The following is a 5,626-nucleotide window of genomic DNA, read 5'->3' as shown; positions in this document are numbered from 1 at the left end:
GGCCCGGCGGACCCCCCCGGGGCCGGCGCCGCTAAGCCGCTCAGCCGCTCACTCCGGCGCCACCGCCGAGGGCGTGCCGCCGGTCAGCTTCAGCAGGCCCTCGTAGGTCATCGGCACCACGGTGTGCGGGTGCCCGGCGGCGGCCCACAGCACCTCGTAGCCGGCCAGCGCCTCGTCCACCACCGTGCGCAGCGGCGCCGGGTGGCCGGCCGGGGCGACGCCGCCGATGGCCTGGCCGGTGGCCTCGCGGACCTGGGCGGCGCCGGCACGGGTGATCGGGCCGGTGCCCAGCTCCCGGGCCAGGTGGGCGGTGTCGACGCGGTGGGCGCCACTGGTCATGACGAGCAGCGGCGCGCCGTCGCAGAGGAAGACGAGGCTGTTGGCGATGGCGCCGACCTCGCAGCCGAGGGCGGCGGCGGCCTCGGCGGCGGTGCGGGCGGAGTCGGGCAGGACGCGGATCCGGCCGGGCAGGCCGGCCGCCGCGAGGGCGCCGGCCACGGCCCGGCTCCGCTCGGGCAGCTCGGACGGGTCGGGCAGTTCGGGGAGTCCGGGCAGTTCGGGCACGCCGGGAGTGGAGGCGGTCGTCATCCGGCCATCATCCCCCGCGCGCGCCCGACGGCGCTGAGCAGCGCGTGCACGCCCGCGGTGAGGACGGAGGTGTCGCGCCCCGCGCCCCAGACGGCCGCTCCCCCGACCCGCGCCTCGACGTAGGCGACCGCGTCCGCGCCGGGGCCGGTGCCGACGCCGTGCTCGGTGAACTGCAGGATGTCCACCGCCGTTGCCGCGGCACGCAGCGCCGCCGTGACGGCGTCCAGCGGGCCGTTGCCCTCGCCGCGGTGGTCGCCGACCTGCGCCCAGTGGCGGCCGTCCCGCTCCCCCGTGCGCCACGGCACCGGGACCGTCGCGTCCAGGTAGGTCGCGCGGAACAGCGCGTACAGTTCGTCGGCCGTGACCTCGCGCCCGCTGTCGTCGGTGGACTCCTGCACCACCCGGGAGAACTCGATCTGCAGCCGCCGGGGCAGCTCCAGCCCGTGGCCGGTCTGCAGCAGGTAGGCGATGCCGCCCTTGCCGGACTGGCTGTTGACCCGGATCACGGCCTCGTAGTCGCGGCCCAGGTCGGCCGGGTCGACCGGCAGGTAGGGCACCGCCCACGGGGCCTCGCGCTCGGGGACTCCCAAGTCGGCGGCCTGCTCGGCGTGGTGGGCGAAGCCCTTCCTGATGGCGTCCTGGTGGGTGCCGGAGAAGGCGGTGTGGACGAGGTCGCCGGCGTAGGGGTGGCGCTCGGGCACCGGCAGGCGGTTGCAGTGCTCGACGGTGCGCCGGATCTCGTCGATGTCGGAGAAGTCGAGCATCGGGTCGACGCCCTGGGTGTGCAGGTTCAGGGCGAGCGTCACCAGGTCGACGTTGCCGGTCCGCTCGCCGTTGCCGAACAGGCAGCCCTCGACCCGCTGGGCGCCGGCCAGGACGGCGAGTTCGGCGCAGGCGACGCCGGTGCCGCGGTCGTTGTGCGGGTGGACGGAGAGGATCACCGCCTCGCGCCGGGCCAGGTGGCGGTGCACGTACTCGATCTGGTCGGCGTAGACGTTGGGGGTGGCGATCTCGACGGTCGCCGGGAGGTTGTGGACGACCGGGCGATCGGGGCTCGCGTCCCAGAGTTCGGTGAGGCCGTTGCAGATCTCCAGGACGTAGTCCGGCTCGGTCAGGTTGAACACCTCGGGCGAGAACTCGAACCGCAGGCCGGGGCGGTCGCCGGCCCGGCGGGCCAGGTGCTCGGCGGCCCCGGTGATCAGCGCCCGGACCTCCTCGCGGCTGCGGCCGAGGACGACGTCGCGCCAGGTGGGGGCGGTGGCGGTGTAGAGGTGGACGACGACCCGGGGCAGGCCTTCGACCGACTCGAAGGTGCGGTCGATCAGGTCGGCGCGGGCGGCGGTGAAGACGACGACGGTGACGTCCTCGGGCACGGCACCGGGGGTGGTGGCCAGCCGGCGGACGAAGTCGAAGTCGGTGCGGCTGGCCGAGGGGTAGCCGACCTCGATCTCCTTGAAGCCCATGGCCAGGAAGAGATCGAACATCCGCTGCTTGCGTGCCGGGTCCATCGGCTCGGCGAGTGCCTGGTTGCCGTCGCGCAGGTCGACGGGCACCCAGAGCGGGGCCTGCTCGATCCGCCGGGAGGGCCAGTCGCGCCGGCCCCCGGCCGGCAGCGGGACGCGTTCGTGGGCGGGGCGGTAGCGGTGGTGCGGCATGGCGCTGCCGCGCTGCGGGTTCCAGGCGGGTGCGGTGGCCGGGACGGGGCCGGCGGGCGTGCGCAGGGTCGGGAATCGCAAGGCGTGGTCCTTCGCTGTGAGCGGTGGAGTCGGGCACCGGAGGACGAACCGGCAGCACGGCGACCCGCAGCGGGGTGCCGGTCCGGTCAGACCCCGCTGCGGCCACCAAGAAGGAGACTCCACGGCTTCATGCGGGGTACCGTAGCCGTGAACCAACTCCTCAGACAACCTGACAGGTGAAACGCGATGTCCTCCCTCGGCGGCTCCCTCGGCGGCCCCCTCAGCCGGTCCCCGCTCGTCGACCAGGCGACCGGGCGCCTCCAGGAACGGATCACGGCCGGCCAGTGGCCGGTCGGCAGCAGGCTGCCGGGCGAGGTGGCGCTGGCCAAGGAGCTGGGCGTCGGCCGGTCGACGGTCCGCGAGGCGCTGCGGGCGCTGGCCGGGGCCGGGCTGGTGCAGAGCCGCCAGGGCGCGGGCGTCTTCGTGACGGCCGACCGGCCCCGGGAGGACTGGCCGGCGCGGCTGCGCCGGGCGGAGCTGGTGCACGTGTACGAGGTCCGGACGATGGTCGAGGTGCAGGCGGCCCGGCTGGCCGCCGTCCGGCGCGACGAGGCGGACGTCGCCGCACTGGAACGGGCGCTCACCGCGCGGCGCGAGGCCGGGGCGGCGGACGACGCGCAGTTCGTGGACGCCGACATCGCGCTGCACACGGCCGTGGTGGCGGCCGCGCACAATCCGGTGCTGTCCGACCTGTTCGCCGAGTTCGTCCCCGTCCTGCGGGAACGACTGGTGGAGCTGGTGGGGCTGCTGGGGCTGCGCGACGGCGATCCGGGGCACGGTTACGCGGCGCACGCCGAGCTGGTGGAGGCCGTACAGCGCGGGGATGCGGAGGGCGCCGGGCGGGCGCTGGAGGCCGAGTTGGCGGCGACCCGGGCGCGGCTGACCGCGGAATGACCGGCGGCGGGGCGCGGGGTGACGGGCGGCTGTGCGCGGGGTGGCCGGCGGCGCCGTTCGCAGGGCGGGGCGGGTATCGCCGCACGTCACGCCGGAAAGCGCACTTCGCAGGCCAATCATGAACGAGGGACTGACATTGTGTTAAGGCTGTGTGTGCACACTGCCCAGATGGCGAAGGGTTTTCACTCCTATTACACGGTATGACTAGGATCGCCTCGTCACATCCCGTGCCCGGACGGTCCGGCCCCATCAGGCCGGCCGCCAGTCCCTAGGAGTGAGCTCTGCGCGCGCGTGCGAATCGGCGGCCCCCGGCGCCGAAGACCCCCCGCAGGCGTCCGCGCCTGTCCCTGCGGACGGCGCTGCTCGTCCTGGCCGTCGTCCCCGGCCTGGCCCTCGCCCTCCTCTGGGCGGTCACCAGCGGCCGGACCTTCCTCGACTTCAACCGCCAGGCGGACCAGGGCCTGTTGGCGCAGAAGGCCGGCCAGCCGTCCAACATCGTCTACTACAACCTCCAGGAGGAGCGCCGGCTCAGCGCCGAGGCGCTCGCCCGGCCCGGCAGCGTCACCGACGCGCTGCGCCGCCGGCGGCAGCAGACCGACGACGCGGTCCGCACCTTCCAGGCCCTCTCCGGCGAGACCGCCGACAGCGCGCCGGGTGAGGTGCGCAGCGCCGTCGCCGAGGCCCGGCAGGCCCTGGGCCGGCTGGCCGAGCAGCGTTCGGCGGTCGACCGCGCCGCCGTCGACCAGCAGACCGTCTTCGCCTACTACACCGACCTGATCGCCGTGGACCTGCGGCTGTTCACCGCGCTCAGCCACGTCGACAACGGCGAGGTCACCTGGATCTCCAAGGCCCTGGTGAACGCCTTCTGGGCCAAGGAGATGCTGGCCCGCGAGGACGCGATCCTGGCCCGCGGCTGGCCGTCCGGGAAGCTCGGCGCCGCCGAGTACCAGCAGGTGCAGCAGGCCATCGGCGCGCAGGAGCACCTGTTCACCGTGCAGGTCGTGCCGTACGTCCCGGACGCCGAGGCCGCCGCCTGGCGGGAACTGATGACCGGTCCGGCCTGGCAGGCCAAGTCCGCCGTCGAGCAGGCGCTGATCCGGCCGGGCACCGCGGACGCGGGCGGCACCGTCCGGCTGCCGCCGGCGCAGGACCAGTGGCGGCAGGCCCTCGACCGGCTCAACCCGCAGCTGGTGAAGGCGATCGAGGCCCGGACCGACGGGGTCGTGGCGGTCGGCAAGGGCTCGTTCCTGTCGCTGCTCACCCGGTTCGTGCTGACCACCGTGATCGGCCTGGTCGCGGTCGTCGCCGTGATCGTGACCAGCTGGCGGCTGACCCGCTCGCTGCGCCGCCGGATCAAGGCGCTGCACACCCAGGCGGAGGACCTGGAGCGCACGCTGCCCGAGGTCGTCGAGCGGCTCGCCCGGGGTGAGAAGGTCGACGTCGAGGCCGAGACCCGGGCGGTCACCGCCGGGCCGCACGGCAACGGCACGGACGAACTGGCCCGCCTCGGCCAGGCGCTCAACCTGGCCCGGGCCTCCGCGCTCGGGACCGCCGTCCGGCAGGCCGAGCAGCACCGCGGCTTCGAGCGGCTGCTCCAGCGCATCGCCCGCCGCACCCAGCTGCTGATCGGCCAGCAGCTGCGCAAACTGGACGAGTTGGAGCGCCGGCACGAGGACCCGGAGGTGCTGCAGGGGCTGTTCGACCTCGACCACCTCACCGCCCGGCTGCGCCGCTACGAGGAGAACCTCGTCATCCTGGCCGGCGGCCAGCCGCAGCGGCGCTGGCGCAAGCCCGTCCCGCTGCTGGACGTGCTGCGCTCGGCCCAGGGCGAGGTGCAGGACTACCGGCGGATCCTGCTGGACGTCGAGGGCCACCCGTGGCTCTCCGAGCGGGCGGTCGGCCCGGTCGCGCACGTGCTCGCCGAGCTGATGGAGAACGCGGCGACCTTCTCCCGGCCGCCGGCGCCGGTCGAGGTGCGGGCGGCGATGGTCGGGCGCGGCCTGGTGGTCGAGATCGAGGACCGCGGGCTCGGGATGGACCCGCAGCAGTACGACGAGGCGAACCGGCTGATGAGCCGTCCGCCCCGGACGGACGTGCTGGCCCGCGCGGACGACATCCGGCTCGGCTTCCACGTGGTCGCCCGGCTGGCCGCCCACACCGGTCTGAAGATCGAGTTCCGGCCGTCGGCCTTCGGCGGCACCCGGGTGGTCGTGCTCGTCCCCGCCGAGCTGGTCATCGACGGCGACGCGGGGCTGCCGGACGCCACGCCGGCCGAGCCGGTGCTGCTCGCCCGGCGGGCGCGGAAGGCGGCGCTCGCGGAGGAGACGGCGGAGGCGGCGGAGGCGGCGGACGCCTCGGTGCCGGGGCCGGGGCCGGCACCCGTCGGCGCGCGGGCGGCGGCCGTCCAG

4 protein-coding genes are annotated in these 5,626 nt (G+C 75.1%); 2 read left to right on the top strand and 2 right to left on the bottom strand.

Going from position 1 to position 5,626, the window contains the following annotated elements; all coding sequences use genetic code 11:
- Positions 1-48 precede the first annotated feature (48 nt).
- Together ABZ885_RS34300 and ABZ885_RS34295 are read right to left on the bottom strand one after the other, a co-directional pair.
- Positions 49-588, bottom strand: coding sequence for a YbaK/EbsC family protein (locus ABZ885_RS34300; RefSeq protein WP_360197588.1), 540 nt, complete (start codon positions 586-588; stop codon positions 49-51).
- Positions 585-2,243: a 2-isopropylmalate synthase gene (locus ABZ885_RS34295; RefSeq protein WP_360197591.1), complete on the bottom strand. Its 1,659-nt coding sequence runs from the start codon at positions 2,241-2,243 to the stop codon at positions 585-587. The genes ABZ885_RS34300 and ABZ885_RS34295 overlap by 4 nt, the downstream gene beginning before the upstream one ends.
- Before the next feature lie 267 nt (positions 2,244-2,510).
- Between ABZ885_RS34295 and ABZ885_RS34290 the strand changes: the two genes are divergently transcribed.
- Both ABZ885_RS34290 and ABZ885_RS34285 read left to right on the top strand, forming a co-directional pair.
- Positions 2,511-3,218 carry a FadR/GntR family transcriptional regulator gene (locus ABZ885_RS34290; protein ID WP_360197585.1) on the top strand — a complete coding sequence of 236 codons (708 nt, stop codon included), beginning with the start codon at positions 2,511-2,513 and terminating at the stop codon, positions 3,216-3,218.
- Between the two features lie 464 nt (positions 3,219-3,682).
- A partial coding sequence (locus tag ABZ885_RS34285) for a nitrate- and nitrite sensing domain-containing protein (RefSeq protein ID WP_360197583.1) occupies positions 3,683-5,626 on the top strand: 1,944 nt, incomplete at its 3' end.

The organism is Kitasatospora sp. NPDC047058, assembly GCF_040643935.1.
Lineage (GTDB): Bacteria > Actinomycetota > Actinomycetes > Streptomycetales > Streptomycetaceae > Kitasatospora.
This window is presented reverse-complemented; position numbering and strand designations above follow the sequence as displayed.